The sequence below is a fragment of the Priestia koreensis genome (genome assembly GCF_022646885.1).
Taxonomy (GTDB): Bacteria; Bacillota; Bacilli; order Bacillales; family Bacillaceae_H; genus Bacillus_AG; species Bacillus_AG koreensis_A.
This window is the reverse complement of record NZ_CP061868.1, coordinates 1,840,668-1,862,636: the sequence shown is the minus strand read 5'-3', so window position 1 is coordinate 1,862,636 and position 21,969 is coordinate 1,840,668. Positions and strand designations below refer to the sequence as shown.

Below are 21,969 nucleotides of genomic sequence, written 5' to 3'. Positions count from 1 at the left end.
CGTTTATACACCAACTGGGATGGCAATTTCTAAATGACAGACGAAGCCATCCTTTTCAATAATCCGTTGAAGCTCCTCACCGCTGTTAGAGGCTTTTATTTCCTCTGATGAATAGTTCACGATTCCAAGCCCGATTTCCTGTTCGTCCACGTCTAACAAACGAACGACCGATCCGCGCTGAAAGTAGCCCATCACGCGCTCTACTCCATTTGAATGAAGACATTCGCTATGCTCAATCATTCCGTCTTTCGCAAAATTGCTAACTACGATCTCACCCTCTGGACCTGAGTTAAAGGCAATCCATTGCTTCTTCTGGTCTAGGTTTGCGCTATCGTCCGTTGGTGTAAAGTACGTCCCTTTTGCTGTGCTATGAATGGAGTCATAGATAATATTGGTGATTCCTGCTTTCCCTAAAAAGGCGGGAATACCAGATGCCATCGTGATTTTAAAAGCATCAAGCTTCGAGCGCATTCCACCCGTTCCAACAGCACTTGCTGAATCACCTGCACCTGCTTCAATTTCTGGTGTGATTTCTTCAACGTTCTCGAGCAGTTTTGCGTGCGGATTTGTATGTGGGTTATCATCATAAAGACCATCAATATCTGATAGGATGACGAGCTGATCCGCGTTCACTAATCCAGCAACCTTTGCAGACAGCGTGTCGTTGTCTCCAAATTTAAGCCGGTCGATCGTGACGGTATCATTTTCGTTAATAATAGGTACAATTCCTCGTTCTAGCAAGACATTGATCGTATTACGAACATTGTTGTAGCGGTTCTCATCTGAAAAATCATCTCTCGTAATTAAAATTTGAGAAGCTACGTAACCATGTGAAAGGAATAGCTCTGAATATGCCTCAACTAGCAATCCTTGACCAATGGAAGCTGCCGCTTGTTTTTCTGGCAGGGAGCTTGGTCGCTCAAGACATCCTAACTTTCGATATCCTGCTGCTACTGCTCCAGATGAAACAAGTAACACTTCATGTCCGTCATCTTTTAAATGAACAACTTCATCGACAAGTCGCTCTAACTTCTTTCGGCTAATTTCACCGTGCATACTCGTTAGTGAACTACTTCCAATCTTAATTACAACCCGCTTTCTCATGGTGTCGGGGGCCATCTAATCACTCCTGTTTTTTCAATATTTCGATTATTCCGCTTATTAATTTACCCATGTGCATAAGGGTTAAACCCCTTATGCATGAACTTTTTCTAATTGCTTACTAATTTCTTTTGAACGAGAAGAGGCTCCTTTTACTGCAGCCATAATCGCCCTTCCACCACCATTTTCAGCTAACGCATCTAGTCCTGCTGCTGTTGTTCCGTTGGGTGACGTCACGTTCTCACGTAGCTCTGAGGGGGTTTCATCACGATTCATGATCATTTTAGCTGCACCTAGAATCGTCTGAGCTCCAATTTGACGAGCAAGCTCTGGTGGCATACCTTCTTCTTCAGCCGCTTTTTCAATGTGCTCCATCAAATAGTAAAAATACGCGGGGCCACTTCCGGCAATCCCTGTAAAAATGTCCATTTTTTCTTCTTCAATCACATATACTTCACCGATACAAGACAGCAATTCTTTTGCTGTTAGCACATGATCCATTCCCACATGTTGACCAGTTGAAATAGCAGTAGCAGATTCCTGCATCATGCTAGAAGTGTTCGGCATAACGCGAATAATCGGCTGATTGTCATGCAAGCGGACTTCCATAAACTCCGTTGAAATACCCGCGAGTACAGACATAACCAACTGATTAGGGTTTATTTTATCTTTTAAATCAACAAGAACAGCATCTGCATCTTTCGGTTTCATTGCTAAGATGAACACATCCACGTCTTCGTACACCAATTCATCTCTTGAAATAGCCGTAATGCCGTATTTCTCTTGTAATTCTGTTAATCGATCTTCATTGCTTTTGTTTGTCGCAATAATTTGATGAGGAGATAATTTCTTTGCACTAACCATGCCGGAAATCATTGCTTCCGCCATCGATCCTGCGCCTAAAAACGCAACTTTTTGTTCGTTTAACATTGAATCGCTCCCGTTTAATTTTCTTTGTTTTCATTTGATTTGTTCGTGTTTCTGTTCGTGTTTTTTCAACGCTTTTAATACTAACACGAGGAGAAATGATGTCAAGGAAAGTCCTTCCTGACAAGCTGTTGTAAGCGATAACATCCAACAAATAAAATGTTCAACAATCTTTAGAGCGACAGGGGATACCCAAGTATTCCATAAAAAAATAAAAAAATTGCTCGACAAATTGCAACAAGCGGTGAAATCTAGACGACTTCACCGCTTGTTTGACCGACCTCAGTTATAATCTTTTTCTTTTCATTACGTACAGTATCCGGAGCGATTGTGTCTAGCACAACGAAAGCCCTACCTCTCTTTCGTCCTTACGGCTCCGAAGCCGCGCCAGTATGAACCAGACTTGTGCATCGCTACCTCACTGCATAAGTCATTTAAGATTTCTGTTAAATGGATAAATGAATGGAATCATTCTATACGAAGTAACAAAACGAAGATGAAAGTAACGCATGGGAGAAAAATAAAATGAATGTGGTCCCCTTTGTCTGCTGATCTCCTTACGATCTTGAAAAACAGAGAGCATCCCTTCTCTCTGTGCCGCAGATTTCCTCAGTAATTTATCAACAGGTACATAAGCATACGATAATTAATTTAATAAGTCAACCCTTTTATGATTCTTTTTCTTCTTTTTTCCGACTTTCTTTTCGAAACATTTGATAGTAGAAAAAGGCTAAGCATCCAACTCCAATTAAAAAGCAAATATCTCTCATAATATCCATTGACCAAACCTACCTTTTCTATTAATTGATGTTGTAATAAATAGTTGTATTTATTACAGTAAGTAGTTTGCTCAATATAGGAAAAATAATACTTTTTTAGCATGATTTTTTTCTTAAGTGATATTCTTGTTCCTTATAGAATTAACACATAAAAAAAGCCATGACGATGAATTGTCATGGCTCTCTTCTTATGAATAAGCGTTATATTCAACTTTAATTTGAGGTAACTCACGTACTTCTTGTTTCATCCCACTGTTGCATAACGGACAACTTCTGTCCGCTGTCGCAAATTCCTCACGCATCCAGCCGTTACACGAGTCTGCTTCACAGGCGTATACAACCGTATTTTCAATAATTGGAGCTGGTTCTTCGATTCCTTTTTTCGCAAAGTACATGAGCATATCTCCTTTTTTTACAGTAGTATGCATCATGACCTTGCCTTTTATTCCTGGTTTTTGAAAATTCTACTGATTCATTAATTGACGTTTTGCCAAAATAGCTTTAATAACAAAATAACTAATGTCACTCGGAAGAGCTTCTTTGATTGGTTTCAGGAAGCCTTCTCCCACTTCACGAATGGCCTCTTCCACTTGTTTTTCTTGTTCATGTGTAAAAAACGTCTCCCACTCAATGCTTTTACCGTCTTCTGCCGCACGCAATAAATGATTTTCGACTGTTACAAGCGAAAGGTCGCGGCTTTTGGCAATCTCTTCAATTGATTGTCCTTGTTCATACATCTCAAACGTGACTAAATGGGACCCTTCCTTTGAACTTGATCGCTTTGGTTTTTTCTTTACTTTCACTTCCTCTACAATCGGCTCGCGGTCAGGATGTTCACGCTTATAGTCTTCTACTACTTGAAGAAAACGATCTCCGTAGCGCTCTTTCTTTTGTTCCCCGATTCCTTTTACCATCAACAGCTCCTCTTTTGAGAGCGGAAGTCTCCGCGATATATCTTGAAGCGTTTGATCCGAGAAAATGACAAAAGGAGGCACGTTCTCTTCATCCGCAATTGCTTTACGAAGCTGACGGAGCTTTTCAAAGAGCTCGTCATCGACCGCGACTTGCACGACCTCTACCTGTTCTTTTCGCATGACAGGATGCGTCCCTTGAAGCACGCTCTTCCCATTTTCCGTGACGATTAAAACAGGATATTGTCCTCCCGAAATGCCAATAATCTGTTCAGAAGTCAGGAAATCAATAAATTCACTAACTTCTTTAGCCGTTTTATCCTTCATAATCCCGTACGTAGGAAGCTGATTAAAACGCATATCGATAACTTTCTTGTTGTTGGAACCCGTTAACACTTGCGCAATCAACGTTTTTCCAAATCGCTGTCCCATGCGAATCATACAAGAGAGCACCATTTGTGTTTCTTTTGTCACATCCACTGAGTCTCGATCATCTGTGCAGTTGCTACATTTTCCGCATTCCGTTGCGTTATGATCGCCAAAATAGTGAAGGATAAATGCTTGCAAGCAGCCTTCTGTATGACAATAATCGCGCATTTGATGAAGCTTTTGCAGCTCCTGCTTCTTCTTTTCCTCGTTCATGGATTGATCAATTAAATAGCGCTGTACTTGGACGTCCTGAGGCGAATATAACAATATACATTCGCTTTCTAAACCATCTCGCCCCGCACGCCCTGCTTCTTGGTAGTAGCTCTCCATATTTTTAGGAAGCTGATAATGAATGACAAAGCGCACGTTACTTTTATCAATGCCCATTCCGAATGCATTCGTTGCGACCATAATCGTCACATCGTCTCGTAAGAAACGTTCCTGCTGATCTGAACGCTCCTTCTCGTTTAATCCAGCATGATAACGCCCTGTTTCAATGCCACTTTTGTTCAATCGCTCATATAATGCATCCACGTCTTTTCGTGTGGCCGCGTAAATAATGCCCGATTCTCCTGGATTTTTTTTAAGGTACTGCTGTAGAAAATCATCTGCATCTTGACCTTTTACAACGTTAAAGGATAAATTACTGCGTTCAAATCCGGTAATAAAAGTGGATTCTTGTGGAATCGACAGCTGCGCACAAATATCTTCCTGTACTTGTGGAGTGGCCGTTGCGGTTAATGCTAACACAGTCGGTTGAGACGAGAGCTCTTTTACAAAGCGATGAATACGCAAGTAGCTTGGTCGAAAATCATGCCCCCACTGGGATATACAGTGAGCTTCATCTACTGCAACAAGCGAAATAGGTAAGTTTTCAAGCTGCTGCATGAAAAAAGGTGACTCTAATCGTTCAGGCGCGATATACAAAATGCGACATTCTCCCATGCTCACTTCCTCTAGGCGCCGATCTGCTTCACCTGCCGTTAACGTACTATTAATATACGTCGCATGAATCCCTACTTGCTCGAGAGCGTCCACTTGGTCTTTCATTAAAGAGATAAGCGGTGAGATCACAAGCGTTATCCCTGGAAGGACGAGAGCAGGAATTTGATAGCAAAGTGATTTCCCGCCTCCTGTGGGCATGATGCCTGCCGTGTGATGACCGTTTAAGACATTTTGAATAATATCCTCTTGTCCTTGTCGAAACTGATCATATCCGAAATAACTTTTTAAATAGCGCGTTGCTTCTTGCATCATTTAATATGTCCTCCTACATTTGATACAGCATATCTGTACCATCGTTCATCATTTTTCTATCATAACATTAATTTATAATCGTCAGCACACTAAAACTTTCATATTCTCTAGCAAAAATCGTACACTATATTAATAGTAGAAAGGAGCTGTACATATGGCGATTCCATCACAACTTGTCGTTGAGTTTACCGACTATGATTACCTAACCTTCATCCCGATTGGGCGAAAAAATAAAGCCGTTCGTTCGCTGGCAAACAAGCATACAAGAGGACTGTTAACACGTATTAATCATGCCGTCTCCCAAACATTAAGCAACTATTCCGATGCGGACCAGCTACAACTCTCCACTTTCTTGTTTAAAAATCAGCATAGTGGTTTTCCACTAGCTATTAATAGAGAGGAAGAAATTTTTCCTCATTTATGGAAACCTGATACGTTTTTATGGAAAGAACAGAGCGCACAAACAGGTGTCCCTCTCCACTTGGAACAGTGCTATAAGCAGGATATTACGACGTTAAGCAAGGAGCAGCTTCAGACACATATTCATAACGTCATAAGAGACTATATGTTTTGTGCACAGATCAGCCAAAACAATCGCGAGAACTGGCTTCATTCAATGAACGAAGCATTTCATAACCATCCGTTCATTAAGCTGTATCACCAGTATGAACAACGTATTGAAGCAATTGAGCGCGTGGCAGCCTCTCCACTACTCTTTTCGATGAAGCAGCCTGAAAAAGTAGCGTATTGGCGAGAACGTGTGGAGATTATTATGCGACCATTTCGTATGTGGTCAAAAGAGGAGTTCCATGAAGGTCTTGATGCCTATTCAGAAGTGACGTTATCCTTTGAAGCGAGAGAGAAGCAGATCGTTGTGAAGGATACAACAGGTGGGACCATTTTAGTGTACCACGTTCCCTCACAAACGGTCATGCTGAAAGAAGAAGTTGATGTTGAGCTCGCTAGCAAACGTCTGTATACGACAAGCGAGCAATTAAAAGAGTTGATGTTATTAAACCCGGAACTCATTCAATCGCTTCATTCCATCCAGCATTGGAAAGATCGGATCGAGCATGACTCTTCCGTGATTAACGAAATAAATAATTTACAAAAAGAACTTGAAACATGGAGTATGTCACCTATTGAGATTCCCCACTTGCTGTCATGGATTCATGCGCTCATGGATCTCAAGGCCCCGCGCACAACGGACGAAGAAACCATTGAGTGGCTCTCATTCTTTCAGTTAGAGGACGTCTCAATTTTATCTCACCTTTCTTCATATAAGACGATCGCGAAGCAAACGGAGTGGCTACATGCACTCACATCTCTAAAGAATCAGCTTCAAGAAGAGATTAACGGACTACAAGAGAAGTTTCTGCAGGATTCGTTAGACGTAGGAAAGATCACGCTAACGCCTCATCAATTATACGACACGCTGTCGTTAATTCATGATTTACGTGACTCTGTATCAGGGCAGCTCTACACACAGCTTTTAACAGGGCATTCAACAAATAATATTCGGCAACGAAAGCTCGATGAACACAAGGGGTACGGAGCTCTTGCCAATCAAAAAGAAAAATATTTATATTCGATGTTTGAAACGCTCCAAAAGTGGGAAATCATTAGTAAACTAAGACAAGGCTATACTCTCACTCCGAAGGGCCATGTCATTCACTCACATATGTCTCATCACATGTAAAAAAGCGTAACCCTTTGGGCTACGCCTTTTTTACGTCCTCCTATTGCAGAACACCTAACACAAGATCCTTTAGGTCGCGCTTCACAATTTTTCCGAGCGTGTTTTTCGGAAGCTCTCGGATAAACTCTACTTGGGGTACTTTGTAGTCCGCTACGCGTGATTGAAGATTCGCAATAACGTCCTTTTCCGTAAGAGAACTATTCACATCTTTTACGACGTATGCACGCGGAATCTCTCCCCAGAAGTCATCTGGAATCCCAATTACCGCTACTTCTAACACACCATCCATATGCTGAATAATTTCTTCTAGCTGAATTGGATACACGTTATCACCACCGCGCACGATGACATCTTTATATCGTCCCATAATATACAGAAAACCGTCTTTGTCTAATTTGCCGGCATCACCCATATGGAACCATCCGTCAGTGAAAACCTGCTTCGTTGCTTCTTCGTTACTCCAATACCCTTTAAATACGTAAGGACTCTTCACCATAATTTCGCCAACTTCACCTTGTGGAAGAGTTTCCCCCGTCTCAGGATCGGTGATTTTAATTTGGACGCCTGGAACTGCTTTTCCAACGGAATCTGCCTTGCTTTCGCCCATATCATGACGCCAAGCGCTGACGACCCATGCCTCGGTACTTCCGTAGCCTTCCATCATGGAAATGCCTTGTTTTTCGTATTCATGGATGAGGCTTGCTGGCACCTTCGTTCCGCCCGCTGCCGCATATTTAAACGTTTCAGGTTTGCCTCCTCTTTCCTTGAGTTCCTCTAGCATATACGTATAAACAGACGGGAATCCAAGCATCATATGAATTCCTTCGCGCTCAATCGTATCCCAAATCGTTTTCGGTGTGGAATCAATTTCAAAAATGATGGTAATTCCAGACGTAATCGAATTAAACAGATTTAAAATTCCGCTCATGTGAAACAGTGGATGAACCGCTAAGAAACGACCGCCCTCTTTAACAGGACGTTTGGCCGCTTCTTTAAAATAAGCATCCAATCCACCGTGCGTGATCATGCAACCTTTTGCATTTCCAGTCGTTCCTGACGTAAACAGCATAAACGCCGTGTCTTCTCCTGTCAGTGAAACAGACGGCTCTTCTATTGAGTGCTCTGCGAAAATTTGCTCATATGCCTCCGTTGTATGGAAGCCTTTTCCTGCTTGAATCATGTGCGGAACAATCTGATTTTCTCTTGCACCCTTCACATGACCGGCAAACTCCTCATCATAAAAAAGAACGGTTGGTTTCGCTGTCTGAAGTAAATCTTCTAGTTCAAAGGCTGTCAGCTGCCAGCTAAACGGGACAGGAACAGCTCCGATTTTCATTGCCGCCATCATAATCGTTGGGACAGGGTGATTATTTTTACATAAAATTCCGACCATATTTCCTTTTTGAACGCCAAGACTCATTAAGTAATGAGCCATTTGATTAACGCGCTCATTGTATTGCTTGAACGTATAACGCGTCGTCCCCCCAACTAAAGCCTCAAGGTGTGGTGTTTTCTCTGCACGCTTTGTTAGAATTTCTTGCATCATACTCATTGTTTTCATCTTCTTTCTGTTTGTTTTGTAATGTTGATTTTATTTATGTACCCATTGTAAGAAACCCTATCACCTAAAAACAAATCAAAAAACTCTGAAATGATAAAAATGGTAAAATGTGTTCTCTTTTTATCCTTAATTTAGGTAAAAGAAACCGTTCTCATAAAAAATATCATTCGCTCTCAAAAAAAAGAAGACCTCAAAAAAAGAGGTCTTCTTTGTACTATTTTATAAGTTTTTTCACATATTTTTTTGGAACATCGTAAACTTGAATGGTTTGCCCAGCCTTTTTTGGTAGGAATACAACCGTTTGGTAATCTCGACCGTCATAAATACCATATTCGCTGTTTTCAAGCAATTTTTGAATTTGCTTTTCATCACGAGTCGGTTTTACTTTTGGTTGCTCCGCTAGATATTCATTGAACTCCGCTCTTGACATATTGTACGAGTTCTCTCGTACATCTTGATCATATTTTGGAAGAATGGTCGCTGATTCAAAGTCAGCTGCGGTTGTTAGAGCCCGATCTGCTAGCCCTTCTTTCTGTAACCACTTTTCAATTTCCTTATAATAAACTTCTAGCGTCATCGGTATTTGATTTCGATCTGTTATAGAAATGTTAATGGATGCCAAATCAACCTTGTCAGTTAAGACATCTGTTGCTTTTTGTTTTTGAATTTCTTCCTGAAGCAAGTGAACAAATTCTTCAATTTTCGTTCGTTCTGTAATATAGACCGGACGCTTTTCTAATAGATTTGATTGAATCTCAATTGATCGAATTGTTGAAATGGTTTTATCACTTAATGCATAGACAGGATACATCTTCTCCTTATATTCCTTTGAGTCCACAAGTGGCTTCATTTCCTCATCAAATAGATGACGAGGAATGTTATATAATCGAACGATACGTCCTCCGCCTTTCAACTCATACGCAATCCCAATTGTATCAAAAACTCCATGACCACGTTGGAGAGAAGCTTCTTTAATTAGCTTTTTGTGGAGCTCCTCAATATGTTTTAAGACGCTAGGATCTGTGTAAGCTACCATACTTCGGTCATCACCACTCGTCTCATCCCTGTTGTCTATTGCTTTTAACGTGTAAAGATCTTCACCTACATACACTTTCTTCACATTTTTCAGGTCTGGTACTTTCTTTTCAATTCCGAGAAGGTCCAGTGAGATAACCGCAAAAAACAGTGCGGCAACGATGGCAAACCCAACATATCCTTTCCATCTGAAACCAATTCGCCACGTTTTTTGTAATACGACTTCCGCTACTACGTAACCGACGATCGATCCTATTACATACCCAAATAAAAACCAGCCTAGTTTATTATTTTGTGAAAGGCCAAAATAGGCACCTCCAAGGAGCGTAAAACAACCCATTACGCCATATTTAAAGACAGGCTGAAAAAATTGAAACGAGATGGCTCTTGAACTCATTTCGATTGCTCTCTTTTTATAGGCAATCAAACCGATTACGTAAAAAACGACCACTAAACTACTATACGTAATTAGAACGGTTGGACTGACTGCACCGTAACCTAGTAACCCAACTCGAGCAAACGGAAGGGCATCCCTTGTCAACGTGCCATCTAAGTAGTAATCGAGCGCAATTCCTTTAATAAGAGAAGCTGCGTTAATCGCCACAATGCTCGTAATACCTACAGGTAACAAAAACAGAATGTAGGTTAAGGCCCCTTGCACCATCGTGATTCCCGTAAATATTCCGACAAAAACAGTTGCCATAAATACGAATAATAAAAACAAAATGGTAAGACCGATCCAGCTCCATATGTGGGCTGGAGTGGTAATATACATAAGTTTGTAGTTTACTCCTATTACGTAAAACACAATACCCGTTAAAAAGACAGGAAGAATTAATAAAATAACACCTGTTATAATACGCTGGTTATATAAGCTCTCTCTCTTAATCGGCAAGCTATGAATATAATCAGCAGATAGCTTTGTTTGCATATAACGAAATAATAATAGTCCAAGGAGAACAGGTACAGTAAAAATGCAAATTGTATACACGTCTGTTGACAAACGGAAGAGGCTGTCGTTTTTTTCTTCAATAAAAAATTCTTCTGTAATTCGGTTATACAAATCGAGCGGCCCTGTGAACAGCAACGTCAGAAAATAAACGATGCTAATCCATCCGACGCTTCGTAAATCTTGTATAAAAATGCCGCGATTAAACGAAAATAGTTTCGACCGCATAGCCAACGTCCCCCATTTCGTAAATAAAGATTTCTTCTAATGTGAGTGGAAGAAGATCAAAGATCACTGGATTGTAAGAGTCAATGAGCCTTGTCACCGCGTCTTCTTTTCCTCTCACAATAAACAGCATGACGCTGCCTCGTTTTTCCTCATATAAAACGTTCAGCTTTTCAAGTAGACCCATTGGGACATCGCGCTTGAAGGCTACCTGAATTTTATGGACATCTGATTTTAGATCATCAAGATCTTTCTCAATCATTAACTCTCCGTTATGTAAAATCCCAACATGATCACATAGGTCTTCTACTTCCCGAAGATTATGAGACGAAATTAAGATCGTCATCTCACGTTCTGCAACGTCTTGAATAAGCAGATTTTTAATTTTTTTACGCATCACTGCATCAAGTCCGTCAAGCGGTTCATCCAATACAAGAATATCTGGCATCGCTGATAGCGTTAACCAAAACGCCACCTGACGCTGCATACCCTTTGATAGGCGGTGGACCTTTTTATTTAGATCAATGTTGAAAACCGAACGTAGCTTTTGAAAGCGCTCCTCGTTCCAGTCAGCGTACACGCTTCTATAAAACTGCCCCATTTGTTTAATCGTGGACTGCGGGAAGAAGTACAGTGCATCAGGTATAAAAATCAGCTTTTGTTTCACCTCTACATTTTCAAAAACAGATTGATCCATCACTGAAATCGTTCCTGAATCCTGCTTGTAGATTCCGCAAAGCATTTTTAACAGCGTCGTTTTCCCCGCTCCGTTTGATCCAAGCAATCCGTAGATCGAGCCTTTTTTTACATGAAGAGTAACGTTTTTTACCGCTTCAATATCTTCAAATTCTTTTCGCAGATTAGTTGCCTTGATCATTCGGGTTACCTCCTTGCACCGTTTCCTCTGCTGCTTCAATGAGTGAGAGAATGTCCTCCCGGTTCATCCCTAGATACAGTGCTTCTGAAATGAGCTTAATTAGATCATTCTTCATCTTCTTCACCTTCTCATTATTTGTTGTAATGGCCTGCGGAGCGACAAAGCTCCCTTTTCCTGGGACCGAGTATATGTAACCCTGGTGTTCAAGCTCACGATACGCTTTTTGAATCGTATTTGGATTGATGGTTAGCTCTTTTGCCAGCAACCGCACGGAAGGTAATTGCGCATCAGCTTTAAACACTTCATGGATGATGAGTTCTTTTAGTTTCTCGACAAGCTGTTCATAGATGGGCTTGCGACTACGTAAGTCTAATTCAAACATAGTGGCCCTCCTTCCAATTAGTAATCACTTTTCATTGTATTAACTGTATTATGAATCCTATTACAGTTAATATTATAATTCACGAACAAAAAATTACAAGCATTAATTTACGACAAAAAAATCCCCGCTGTAAAAAGCGGGGATTTTTTTGAAACCATCTTATTTTGCGAATACGTGCTCACCGATTTTAATCGTTTCGTGCTTACCACGTAACCACTGGTTATCTGTTTTATCTGGATTATAGAAGAACAATGAACCTTGACCTTTGCCGTGGAAATTAATCGCTTCGTCTACAGCTTTTTTAGCTTCGGACGTTGCTGGGTCATTAATGCTTCCGTTTAGTACAGGTGAAAATTCATTTTTTTGGTAGACAATTCCTTTTAATGAGTCTGGGAACTTGTCGCTATCTAAACGATTTAAAACGACTGTTGCAACGGCTACTTGACCAGCATAAGGTTCACCCTTTGCTTCGGCCGTTACCAATCGAGCGAGTAGGTCTTTTTCATTTGAACTTAGTGATACTTGTTTTTCAGCTGCCTCTGCCTTGTGTTGTCCGGCATCTCCAGCATATTGAACACCTAACGCAGGTATTACAAGCGCGGCTGTCATAATCAGTTTCTTTAGCATATCGTTGAAAACCTCCTGTGACTTTTTCGTGCTAGTTGTCACTTTAACAAGGCTGAAGGTAGAAGTCACTATGAAAGTTGAACCAATAGATCCATAAAATAGGATATTCCTCACTCTTCCTCATCACGCTCAATCACAAGACCCTCTACGTATTTGCGACTGATCAACCGCTCTTTTTTACGATTCTCTTTCGAGTCAAAAACAATGGAAAAATCGTAATCGTCAGGGTATAATTCATCCCTCGAGATATAGAGTTTTAGGCGTTTGTGATTGTACGTGCGCTTTTCCTCTTTTACCTGCACCACATAATTACCGAACGAATCAGGACCGCTGTACACAATACCGAATTCATCGCTTTGCGTAATGCGTACGTTATCTCCCTGAACAAATATCGTCGCAGTTGCCTGCTGTGGTTTTCCTGTTTTTTGATGGGCATGTCGATTGATAATGATCTGTTTGTCTAGCTCCTTTTGATTTTCTATTGATCCTAACGGATATTCTTTTTCTTCTCGATACGTAATGCGATGCGCTTCTTCAATGATTCTTGGATGAAGACCAAGCTTTAATGCAATGGCAAACGCCTGGCTTTCCCCACCTTTTCCAATCAGCAACCGGTAAGTTGGCTTTAGCGTGTGAATATCAAACTCCATAGATCCATTTCGAAAACCTTCTGTGGCATCAGCAAATTCCTTGATTTCGCTGTAATGAGTCGTCGCAAGCATCGTTACGCCTTTTTTAGCAAGCTGATGAAGAATGGCCGTTGCAAGTCCCATCCCTTCACTTGGATCGGTACCAGAGCCAAGTTCATCCACTAATACAAGCGTATATTCATTCGCTTCTTTTAAAATTTCAATGATATTTGTTAAATGCGAGCTAAAGGTACTCAAGCTTTGTTCAATACTTTGACCATCTCCAATATCAACAAGAATTTGCTTAAACATAGCCACTTCACTTCCTTCGTTAACAGGAACGTGGAGCCCGCTTTGAACCATCATCACAAGAAGACCCACTGTTTTGATCGTCACCGTTTTTCCTCCTGTATTTGGACCTGTAATAACCAAATTACGGTATTCGGTTCCAATTTCAACGGTGAGTGGTACAGCCCCATCTCCTAATAACGGATGCCTCGCCTCCTTCAACAACACACGGCTTTCTTCGTTAATAGCCACTTCCCTTCCGTTAATGAGCTGGCTATGTTTTCCTTTGGCAAACAAGACATCGTAATGGATCATTGTTTCAATCGATCCTTTTAGTGACTGTTCGTTCTCTTCTACAAGTGCGGTAAGGGAAAATAGAATTCGCTCTACTTCTACCTCCTCCATTGCTTTTTGCAGATCGATAAGGTCTTGAATGGATGAGGCTTCTTCTGGTTCGATATATAACGTTGATCCAGAAGAAGAGGTGTCTAAAATCGCTCCTTTTACCTTACTTTTATACTCTTTTTTCACCGCTACTGCATATCGTCCATTTCGTTCATTGATTGTAGACTCTTGTAGATACGCTTTATATTTGGACGATTTCACCATTTGCTGCAGCTTTTCTTTAAGCTTTTGCTCGTGTGTTTCAAGCTGTCTCCGAATTTTTAGTAATTCTTTACTTGCATAATCATCTACCCGTCCGTTTCGAATGCAGCGAACAATTTCATCTGCTATCGCTGACAAATCATCCATTCCATCTACATATAAACTAACGCGAGGCGCGAGGTACTGTTTATCTTTCATAAATCGCTTTAGCTTTGCACAGCTGTCCAGAAAGCCAAGAAGCTTACTTAACGTGTCGACTTTTAATGCTGTTCCTTTATGAAGCTGTTTCATAAGCACGCTCATTCCTGACAACCCTGATAATGGAACACTAGCACTTTTTTCTAAAATAGCGACCGCTTCGGTTACTTCCGCTAGCTGTGCTTGTAGCTGTCGTTTATTTGTAGACGGTAGAAGCCCTAAAATTTGTTCTTTTCCTTCTTCTGTCATAGCGAATCTCGCCACGTCTTCTTTCACTCGGTTATATTCTAATACGCTATATGCACGTTCGTTCAACGTAAAAACCCTCCTTTAGAAAATAAAAAAGCACCATGAACAACGTTCATGGCGCTCGAAAATATTGATCTACGTCCCCATTTATCTCAGTGGATTAAAAAAACGCTGTGCATGAAGACACAGCGTCGTAGATAAATTTATCTTCGGTATGCTATGATTCGTGTCCTTAACCATCATTCTTTTTGAGCGTACTCAAATAAACATCTAGCGAACTAGAAATTTTTAAAAGAATGACCGTATCCAATTTACGGATTAGTTAAGAACGACACCTAACATAGAACATACTCCTTTACATTTAAGAGATAAATGGGTATAGAGGTGCTAATTTCTGCCCTCTCTATTCTTATCATATACAAAATAACCTTTTTATGTCAATACTACATCGTGTCCTTATTTATCGAAATACGTTATGATAAGCAGGAGAACGGAATGAAAGGACGTTAGAGATGACAGAAAAATTATATTACCACTCTCCTTATACAAAAACATGGAACACCGAAATTACACACATTGAGCAGAAAGACGATACATATTGGATTCAGTTAAAAGAAACGGCTTTTTATCCAGAGGGCGGTGGACAACCTGCCGACCAGGGAACCATCAACGGAATGAGCGTAATCGATGTTCAAGAAGACGGCCCGCATATTTATCATATACTGCGTGACAAACCATCACTTGGCGAAGCCTCATGTGAAATTAACTGGGAGCGCCGCTTTGATCATATGCAGCACCATAGCGCTCAGCATTTGTTATCCGCTGTTTGCATTGAGTTGTATGATGCTAAAACGATGAGCTTTCATCTCGGAACGGAAATGGTCTCGATTGATTTAGCGACGGCTGATCTGTCAACGGAACAACTAAACAACATTGAGAAAAAGGTCAATGAATACATTACGGCAAACTATCCTATTGAAACTTATATGGTGACAGAAGAAGAGCTTTCTTCTATCCCTCTACGCAAGCTTCCTGACGTAACCGAAGACATTCGAATTGTGGAAATTAAAGGTGAAATTGATTATTCTGCTTGCTGTGGGACACACGTTGCTCGTTTAGGAGAAATAGGATTAATCAAGCTGATCAAAACGGAAAAGCAAAAAGGGAATACGCGCCTTCACTTTAAAGCTGGATCTCGAGCGCTGAAAGATTATGGTGAAGCCCAGGATATTTTAACGATCATCAGCAAACGTTTTAGCACATCACGCAGTGAAGTCATTGAGCGCTTAGATAAATGGGAACAGGAGCAAAAAGCCCTTCAGCGCGAGCTAGATGAATTAAAAGAAGCGCAGGCTTCGTATGTAGCAAAAGAATTGCTGTCGTCAGCAGAAAGTAATTTGATTGCTAAGACGTTTGACAATCAATCCATGAAGGAAATGCAGCTGTTGGCAGCATCGCTAAAAGAGAGCTTTGATGGAGTCATTTTAATTGCCTCTGCTTCAGAGAAAAAAATCCTTCTCACTCATGCAGGTACGGCTTCGTTAAAATGCGGTCAGTTATTTAAAGAACACCTTCCTTCCTACAACGGAAAAGGTGGCGGAAATGACAAGCAGGCTCAAGCAGGTTTCAACACGGTCGAAGAGCTTCAATCGTTCGTTACGTTTGTGAAAGATTTCATTTAAAAAACTCGGAGCACGGTGCTCCGAGTTTTTTCGTTATACCGACACATCCCGCTTCACAAAGAAATACCATGACAAAGCAAGAAAGAAAATCATGTGACCAACAATGATAAAAATGGAAAACGGAAGGGTCATTCCATCAAACAAAGGCTGACTCCCCCTAAAATACTGACTTAAATCCACGTTTGAGAACAACAGGTATTTCCCTTCGCTTCGCTCAAAATGAGCAAATAAAGAAGAAACGGTTTTCGCAACTAATGCGATCAAAAGAGTGATCCCGATGGCGAGAGACCCATTTCGAAAAACCGTTGAAACCGTAAAGGCAATCGTCAGTACAACGATGATCTCAATCCACTGAAAGCCGTAACGACTAGCCAAAATCCAAGTATCAGACAGGTCAGACGCTTTAAAAGGGAACAAAACAAGCCCGACAATAAAGGACACTACAAAAAATAGCAGCAAGCCGTATACGCTCACAAGTAAAATCGTTATATACTTTGACAGTAAAACGGTGCTTCTTTTCGCAGGACGAATAAGTAAAAATTTGATCGTGCCGCGATCAAATTCTGTGGATACAATTGTGCCTGCAATTGGAATAAGAACAAGCTTTACCGCTGATAAAAACGTCGTGCTGAAGATCAAGTAGCCTATCGTTGTTTCACCAATTTTGCCAACCACAAACAATTGACGTGCCAGCAAAGCGCCCAGAATGGCGATGGCTAAAATAATGATCACGATGGCAATCGTGCTTGTTTTATAGCGCAGCTTCATTTGTTCATTTCTAATTAAGTTCATCATCTTCATTGCCTCCTGTTAGCGCTAAAAATGAGTCTTCTAAAGACGGTGCAAGAGGTTCAATTCGATAAATATGGATTCCTGCCTCCACTAGTCCTTTTGTAAGAACCGGAATATCTTGATACTGCATATGTACGATTACGTCATTGTTTACAACCTGCACCGCGTATTCGGCGCCCTTTAACCACGTTTTGACTTCCTCAAGCGGCTCTGCTGTGATGTTGACTGTGACCTGTTCGTTTGAAGCTCTTGTGCGCATGTCTTGTATCGCAATGACTTTTCCACGCTGAATAATAGCTACGCGTTCACAGAGTGCTTCAATCTCTTTTAAAAGATGCGTGGCGATTAAGATTGACACGCCTTCTTCGTCACACAGCTTTCGTAAGTAGGTACGCAATTCTTTCATACCAGCTGGGTCCAATCCGTTCGTTGGTTCGTCTAATATTAAGAGCGCGGGGCGGTGTAAAATGGCTTGAGCAATCCCAAGGCGCTGCCTCATCCCGAGTGAATATGTCCCTACCTTAGAATGAATGGCAGATGACAAATCCACAAGCTCCACTACTTCATCAATTCTCTTCTCATCTAGCGCTCCATTCATTCTGGCAAAATGAACTAAGTTTTGATGCCCCGTTAAATAATCGTAGAATTCTGGGTTCTCAATTATGGCACCAACCTGTGAAATAGCGCGTGAGAACTGACTCTGAATGTTCTCTCCACCGATGCTCACTTCGCCATCATCTTTTTGAACTAGGCCCACAATCGTTCGAATGAGCGTTGTTTTCCCTGAGCCATTTGGTCCGAGTAAACCCATGATTTCTCCCTGCTTCACGTCTAAAGATACGTTCGACAAAATCTGTTTTTTTCCGATTGATTTGTTCAAATTTCTTACCGTTAAAATTGACATTTGCTTTAACCTCACGTATATACTTGGTATATACCTTCAGTATAGCTAACTTTTCGAATTTTGTACAAACTACTAGTAACTATTAACACAGACTTGCCATTGAAAGGCGGATATACATTATGAGTGACGAGTTTTTAACAAGAAGTGAATATAAAAGACAGCAGCGTCAAAAACAAGAGCAAGAGATCGCGCCACAGCCGCAAAAGAAGCCGAAGAAAAAGCGAAAGCTCCGTTTTTTACGACGACTTATTGCCTTTTTGGTAACGGTAGCCATCATTGTAGGCGTTATTGGCGGAGGCGTGTTTGCCTACTATGCTTCTTCTGCACCACCTCTTGATGAAGCAAAAGTAAAAGAAGAGGTTCATAAAGATGACAATCAAATTTACGTCACGGCTGATGAAATTCCGAGTCGTGTTCGCAACGCTTTTGTAGCAATTGAAGATGCGCGTTTTTATGATCACCACGGGGTCGATTTCATTCGCTTCGGTGGCGCACTCCTTGCTAACGTAAAAGGTGGGTTCGGTGCACAGGGCGGAAGTACCATTACGCAACAGCTCGTTAAAAACACGCTGTTATCTCCTGAGAAAACACCAAGACGTAAAGCCCAGGAAATGTGGCTCGCCATACAAATGGAACGTCATTTTTCGAAGCAGCAAATTCTTGAAATGTATGTAAACAGCATCTACTACCCTGGAAATATCTATGGTGTAGCAACCGCAGCTGAAAAATATTATGGAAAAAATTTAGATGACTTAAAAATCCACGAAGCGGCTATGCTTGCTGGCATGCAGCAAAACCCGAACGGCTACGACCCTCGCGATCATCCACAGGCCGCGAAAAATCGCCGTGATCAAGTGCTTGATGCGATGGCAGCTCATGGGTACATTACAGCAGATGAAGCAGAGCAATCAAAATCTGTTCCTGTGCAAGCGACATTACAATAAGTAAAAAGGTTCTAACCGTGTTGGTTAGAACCTTTTTTACTTCATTCGAAAGACCTCTCCTTTTGGTATAAAAGGTAAGCGTGCTCCTTGCGGCATCACAAATGCATGATCCCGCTTGATAGATAGGCGATCACATTCTCCGTCCGTAACAAGTAAAATCGGACCATTTTTCGGAAAGTCTGTTGCCTGTTCGATTAGCGTAACGGCTGGTTGAAGAACCGTTCCACCTCGTCCTTTTACATTGAGGCGATCCGCGAGCGCTTCAGGGGGCATATATCCTGCATCGTAAGCATGAGCATCACAAAATACAACCCGAACGTACGGAACGTCCCGTGCAATGCTATAGCTTGCAATCGTGCCAAGCGCTTTCCCAAGCAGCTCACGGTCCATTGATCCTGACGTATCAATAATGACTGCGAATGTCCGGCCATCTTCATCGCCTGCCTGATAGACATAGCGAGGTCGTGCAATAGTTGGTGTCGACGCTTGCCGTCTACTTGGACGAGAATATGTCCGAACTTTTTCAATCGGTTGAAAATGATGATCAAACCATCGTGCTAATTCAACATCCCACGGAATGACAGGCTGTGAGAGCGCACGAATTTCTTCTATTAATCCTTGAGGCAAATACCCTCTCTCCTGTGCCTGATGATACACGAGCCCTTGACTAAGCGCTCGACGATAAAAGTCGTCTAAATCAGTTCCGACTTTTCCATCCCAAAAGTCTGGTGATTTGCTTTCAATCATGTCACAGCCACCTTGACCACGTAGCGTCATTAGCTTACGATAGCGACGAAGATCTGTGACAATTTGGTCATACACTTCTTCTGCAGAGAGACCTTTGAGCTCGGGGTCGTATAAGCCACCTATTTGCGGCATATCTCCAATTTGCATCTCAATCAACCAGCTGTTAATGACGTAGTCACAGGCTACGTTCCAATAGTAAGGATCTCGCCCCTGTCTTCTCGGCGCATGACTTAAGCCAACATGCAAAAATTCATGTGCCATGACAAACTTTAGCTCTTCTTTCGTTAATGGTACAGCGGAATTAATGTAAATTTCCTTCGTATCAACCGCAACGGCCGCAACAGAAATGTCGAGACGACGACAAATAATCGGATCTTCGACAAGTTCAAAATCGCTTGCCAGCGCGCCTAAAAGCGGATAAGAGCTAATAAACCAATCCTTTACTTCCTTTGCGAGCGTGCGCTTTTTTTGAAGACCAAGATCATATTCATATCCGCCTGCTGATCGTACAGCGTGCTGCACAGCATGAGCCAATCCCGTAGCAAATAGCTCATCGAATTTAGGTGGCTGGTGGTAGTAATAGAGCTTTTCTTCTGTCAAAATAAAATCAATTTCTCCTGGCATCGTACTAAATCCTTTTAAATGATCAGGAACGCCCTCTTGTACGAAACGTTCATACAGCACTTCCTCGGATGAAATGGATTCATAAATAGGAATATTAAATTCTCTTGGCACTTTTCCAAACTTGAGCTCTTGTAGAAACTGCGCGATATAGCAGTCACAAGCAATATTCCAAAGCTCCGGATGCTTTTTCTTCTTTTCGTGACCAAGACCTAAATGAAGAAGACAGTGGGCAATCACATATGCCCATTCTTCTGGGGTTGCATCCTTGTCCTTGTTTACTCGCATCACACCTGAAGACATGATATACGCCCATGAAGTAGGCCCCATGGATTCCGCATGATCCCACACCTCCTCCCACATCTGTGCGAACATGGGAGATTGCTTGATCAAGTCAACGCCTCTTTCAATCTGTTTGAGACGCTTTTCCTCTTTTACATCTCGCTGCTTCTTCACGATTTTCCGTCCTTCTTGAGAGCTAGTCGAGGCAGGTCACGGATTACTTCTAACATAAACCAAGCAGGCAGCACTTCACCCTTTTGCTCTGACACGACCATTTGGGCAATCTCTAGGCTAATTGACGCTAAATCTTTTAAAAGGTCTTTGGCGCGGAATGATAGCTGTTGCCGGGAATCGCGCAATCCTTGCTTATCGTTTGGAAGCTCTTTTAAAAGCTGAGCACGGAAAGATTGAGCCATAAAGTATAATAAGTCCCGCTCTCCTGGCTCTGACGGCCACTTCATTTCGCCGTTGATGATTTTAGCTAAATCAAAGCGGCTGTTGACTTGCTTAATAAATCCTTTAAACTGGTTCGCATGATGAGGGGATAAGCAGCCTCTTGCGATCATATCTATATCTTGATCGCTTGCGTTTTCTCCGTATCCATACAAACAGTCGCTTAACATATGCCAAGAGCGCGGAGTCGAAAACGGCTCTTCTGTTTTGGGTGGCTCGCTCCACAGGTGATCTGGTCGAAGCTGGATGTATTCAATCACATGTGGATGAATGCTATGATCGTATGCCCACTCTAGCCAATCACGATGAGACGCACGAAGCTGTACGTGGACCATGCGGTTGATAAGCGCCGAAGACATCGGTTTGACGATGGCACTGTCCTGCGCTCGGTTTCCTGCTCCGATTACGATTGAGCCTTCTGGAAGACGGTATTCGCCAATTCGCTGCTCATGAATAAGGCTGTAAAAGGCTTTTTGGACCTCATGTGAACAGGCATTAAGCTCATCTAAAAATAAGCAAAACGGTTCGGTTCTGGCAATGTTTTTAGGTGGACAAAACACGCTATATCCATTCTCAATTTGCGGTACGCCAATAATATCCTCAGGAGCAAGCTGGCTTCCTAAAAGCGAGACGCACTCCATACCTAACTCCTCAGCGAACGACTCTACGATGGAAGATTTCCCAATACCAGGAGCTCCCCAAATGAAGACAGGTCGAACGGGTGCGACGTTTAATAAAAAATCATACAGCTGCTTTTGCGTGACAGATAAAGCTTGATTCACGTATTTGATTCCTTCTTTCTTTATGTAATGATG

The 21,969-nt window shown here is 41.7% G+C and carries 17 protein-coding genes; 3 read left to right on the top strand and 14 right to left on the bottom strand.

Annotated elements, in window-relative coordinates; all coding sequences use genetic code 11:
* Positions 1–3: 3 nt before the first annotated feature.
* The 4 genes from proB to recQ form a co-directional block, all read right to left on the bottom strand.
* On the bottom strand, positions 4–1,119 hold the full coding sequence (gene proB, locus IE339_RS09305; RefSeq protein WP_242175550.1) for a glutamate 5-kinase: 1,116 nt from the start codon (positions 1,117–1,119) through the stop codon (positions 4–6).
* A gap of 75 nt (positions 1,120–1,194) precedes the next feature.
* A complete protein-coding gene (gene proC, locus IE339_RS09300; protein WP_242175549.1) occupies positions 1,195–2,031 on the bottom strand; it encodes a pyrroline-5-carboxylate reductase in 837 nt (278 codons plus the stop codon).
* Between the two features lie 964 nt (positions 2,032–2,995).
* Entirely contained in the window at positions 2,996–3,202 is a 207-nt protein-coding gene (locus IE339_RS09295) for a cold-inducible protein YdjO-related protein (RefSeq protein ID WP_242175548.1), read from the bottom strand.
* Positions 3,203–3,271: 69 nt separating this feature from the next.
* The gene (gene recQ / locus IE339_RS09290; protein WP_242175547.1) at positions 3,272–5,404 is read right to left on the bottom strand and encodes a DNA helicase RecQ; all 2,133 of its coding nucleotides are present in this window, start codon (positions 5,402–5,404) and stop codon (positions 3,272–3,274) included.
* 154 nt (positions 5,405–5,558) lie between these two features.
* On the opposite strand from recQ, the gene IE339_RS09285 reads away from it, so the two are divergent.
* Positions 5,559–7,103: an RQC-minor-2 family DNA-binding protein gene (locus IE339_RS09285; RefSeq protein ID WP_242175546.1), complete on the top strand. Its 1,545-nt coding sequence runs from the start codon at positions 5,559–5,561 to the stop codon at positions 7,101–7,103.
* 40 nt (positions 7,104–7,143) lie between these two features.
* Here the strand turns inward: IE339_RS09285 and IE339_RS09280 are convergent, their stop codons facing one another.
* The 6 genes from IE339_RS09280 to IE339_RS09255 form a co-directional block, all read right to left on the bottom strand.
* Positions 7,144–8,655 carry a class I adenylate-forming enzyme family protein gene (locus IE339_RS09280; protein WP_242175545.1) on the bottom strand — a complete coding sequence of 504 codons (1,512 nt, stop codon included), beginning with the start codon at positions 8,653–8,655 and terminating at the stop codon, positions 7,144–7,146.
* Positions 8,656–8,878: 223 nt separating this feature from the next.
* Positions 8,879–10,876: a DUF6449 domain-containing protein gene (locus tag IE339_RS09275; RefSeq protein WP_242175544.1), complete on the bottom strand. Its 1,998-nt coding sequence runs from the start codon at positions 10,874–10,876 to the stop codon at positions 8,879–8,881.
* Positions 10,851–11,750 carry an ABC transporter ATP-binding protein gene (locus tag IE339_RS09270; RefSeq protein ID WP_242175543.1) on the bottom strand — a complete coding sequence of 300 codons (900 nt, stop codon included), beginning with the start codon at positions 11,748–11,750 and terminating at the stop codon, positions 10,851–10,853. Before IE339_RS09270 ends, IE339_RS09275 begins: the two co-directional genes overlap by 26 nt.
* Entirely contained in the window at positions 11,734–12,132 is a 399-nt protein-coding gene (locus IE339_RS09265) for a GntR family transcriptional regulator (protein WP_053402601.1), read from the bottom strand. Before IE339_RS09265 ends, IE339_RS09270 begins: the two co-directional genes overlap by 17 nt.
* Positions 12,133–12,291: 159 nt before the next feature.
* The gene (locus tag IE339_RS09260) at positions 12,292–12,759 is read right to left on the bottom strand and encodes a cell wall hydrolase (protein ID WP_053402602.1); all 468 of its coding nucleotides are present in this window, start codon (positions 12,757–12,759) and stop codon (positions 12,292–12,294) included.
* Positions 12,760–12,869: 110 nt separating this feature from the next.
* Positions 12,870–14,795: an endonuclease MutS2 gene (locus tag IE339_RS09255; RefSeq protein ID WP_242175542.1), complete on the bottom strand. Its 1,926-nt coding sequence runs from the start codon at positions 14,793–14,795 to the stop codon at positions 12,870–12,872.
* Between the two features lie 446 nt (positions 14,796–15,241).
* On the opposite strand from IE339_RS09255, the gene IE339_RS09250 reads away from it, so the two are divergent.
* The gene (locus tag IE339_RS09250) at positions 15,242–16,411 is read left to right on the top strand and encodes an alanyl-tRNA editing protein (protein ID WP_242175541.1); all 1,170 of its coding nucleotides are present in this window, start codon (positions 15,242–15,244) and stop codon (positions 16,409–16,411) included.
* A gap of 33 nt (positions 16,412–16,444) precedes the next feature.
* On the opposite strand, the gene IE339_RS09245 is transcribed toward IE339_RS09250, so the two are convergent.
* On the bottom strand, positions 16,445–17,206 hold the full coding sequence (locus IE339_RS09245) for an ABC transporter permease (protein WP_242175540.1): 762 nt from the start codon (positions 17,204–17,206) through the stop codon (positions 16,445–16,447).
* Positions 17,190–18,107, bottom strand: coding sequence for an ABC transporter ATP-binding protein (locus tag IE339_RS09240; RefSeq protein ID WP_242175539.1), 918 nt, complete (start codon positions 18,105–18,107; stop codon positions 17,190–17,192). The genes IE339_RS09245 and IE339_RS09240 overlap by 17 nt, the downstream gene beginning before the upstream one ends.
* Positions 18,108–18,226: 119 nt before the next feature.
* Here IE339_RS09240 and IE339_RS09235 point away from each other — a divergent pair, with 119 nt between their 5' ends.
* Entirely contained in the window at positions 18,227–19,051 is an 825-nt protein-coding gene (locus IE339_RS09235) for a transglycosylase domain-containing protein (RefSeq protein ID WP_242175538.1), read from the top strand.
* Between the two features lie 36 nt (positions 19,052–19,087).
* On the opposite strand, the gene IE339_RS09230 is transcribed toward IE339_RS09235, so the two are convergent.
* Together IE339_RS09230 and IE339_RS09225 are read right to left on the bottom strand one after the other, a co-directional pair.
* Entirely contained in the window at positions 19,088–20,875 is a 1,788-nt protein-coding gene (locus IE339_RS09230; RefSeq protein WP_242175536.1) for a vWA domain-containing protein, read from the bottom strand.
* Positions 20,872–21,936: an AAA family ATPase gene (locus IE339_RS09225; protein ID WP_242175535.1), complete on the bottom strand. Its 1,065-nt coding sequence runs from the start codon at positions 21,934–21,936 to the stop codon at positions 20,872–20,874. Before IE339_RS09225 ends, IE339_RS09230 begins: the two co-directional genes overlap by 4 nt.
* Positions 21,937–21,969 lie beyond the last annotated feature (33 nt).

Coding starts and splice junctions, on each gene's coding strand:
- proB (WP_242175550.1), bottom strand. CDS start 1,119: ATGGCCCCCGACACCATGAGAAAGCGGGTTGTAATTAAGATTGGAAGT.
- proC (WP_242175549.1), bottom strand. CDS start 2,031: ATGTTAAACGAACAAAAAGTTGCGTTTTTAGGCGCAGGATCGATGGCG.
- IE339_RS09295 (WP_242175548.1), bottom strand. CDS start 3,202: ATGTACTTTGCGAAAAAAGGAATCGAAGAACCAGCTCCAATTATTGAA.
- recQ (WP_242175547.1), bottom strand. CDS start 5,404: ATGATGCAAGAAGCAACGCGCTATTTAAAAAGTTATTTCGGATATGAT.
- IE339_RS09285 (WP_242175546.1), top strand. CDS start 5,559: ATGGCGATTCCATCACAACTTGTCGTTGAGTTTACCGACTATGATTAC.
- IE339_RS09280 (WP_242175545.1), bottom strand. CDS start 8,655: ATGAGTATGATGCAAGAAATTCTAACAAAGCGTGCAGAGAAAACACCA.
- IE339_RS09275 (WP_242175544.1), bottom strand. CDS start 10,876: ATGCGGTCGAAACTATTTTCGTTTAATCGCGGCATTTTTATACAAGAT.
- IE339_RS09270 (WP_242175543.1), bottom strand. CDS start 11,750: ATGATCAAGGCAACTAATCTGCGAAAAGAATTTGAAGATATTGAAGCG.
- IE339_RS09265 (WP_053402601.1), bottom strand. CDS start 12,132: ATGTTTGAATTAGACTTACGTAGTCGCAAGCCCATCTATGAACAGCTT.
- IE339_RS09260 (WP_053402602.1), bottom strand. CDS start 12,759: ATGCTAAAGAAACTGATTATGACAGCCGCGCTTGTAATACCTGCGTTA.
- IE339_RS09250 (WP_242175541.1), top strand. CDS start 15,242: ATGACAGAAAAATTATATTACCACTCTCCTTATACAAAAACATGGAAC.
- IE339_RS09245 (WP_242175540.1), bottom strand. CDS start 17,206: ATGATGAACTTAATTAGAAATGAACAAATGAAGCTGCGCTATAAAACA.
- IE339_RS09240 (WP_242175539.1), bottom strand. CDS start 18,107: ATGTCAATTTTAACGGTAAGAAATTTGAACAAATCAATCGGAAAAAAA.
- IE339_RS09235 (WP_242175538.1), top strand. CDS start 18,227: ATGAGTGACGAGTTTTTAACAAGAAGTGAATATAAAAGACAGCAGCGT.